Below are 688 nucleotides of genomic sequence, written 5' to 3'. Positions count from 1 at the left end.
GCGGAAACGCGGGACCCGTTCAGGCTGTTGCGTTGAGATTGAAAATCAACCTCACTGCACCTCCCTTGATTGGCAACTTCATCCGAACACTTCCCACATTCATCCGCACATGTGCGGGTGAATGTGGGAATCCGATACCCTGAGGGCCGGACCGGCCGGCCCCGGGAGATCGGAGGACGGCATGTCCGGAAAGAGGAAGAAGGGGGCCGGGAAGGCGGCCCCGAGGGCCTACGGCAGGCTCACCAGGCACGAGCGGAACACGGTCCAGAGGATGCTGGAGCGAGGGGCCTCGTGCAGGCAGATCGCGAGGGAGCTGGGCAGGTCGCCCTCGACGGTGAGCGCCGAGGTGGCGTCGCACAGGTTCGTGACCGCGCCGAGGGAGAGGCGCGGCGAGCGCGTGGACGCCTCCGCCGACCTGTCCGCGGCATGCATGCCCGCGCCTGGCCGCGTGGCCGCGATGCTGCAACGGGTGCGGGCGGTACCGCGCGGCCGGCTGCAAGCGCCGCCCGCACGTCTTCTACGAGGCCCGCGCCGCGCAGCTGTGCGCGGACTCGGTCCTCGTCTCGTCGAGGCGCGGGATAGACGCCGACGAGCCCGCCGCGGCCGCGGCGCTCGCCCTCATCCGCGACGGCCTGGGCCGTGGGCTGTCGCCCGAGCAGCTGTCCGCCCGCAACGGCGGGCCCGTGGA

At 71.2% G+C, this 688-nt stretch carries 1 protein-coding gene; it reads left to right on the top strand.

The features are described from left to right. Positions 1-121: 121 nt before the first annotated feature. The coding region (locus tag DWV32_RS10585; RefSeq protein WP_199577008.1) for a helix-turn-helix domain-containing protein at positions 122-688 on the top strand (567 nt) is incomplete at its 3' end.

This window comes from Collinsella sp. AF04-24, assembly GCF_003465685.1.
Taxonomy (GTDB): Bacteria; Actinomycetota; Coriobacteriia; order Coriobacteriales; family Coriobacteriaceae; genus Collinsella; species Collinsella aerofaciens_AP.
Note: the sequence above shows the minus strand (reverse complement) of the source record. Positions and strands in the feature narration are given on the sequence as shown.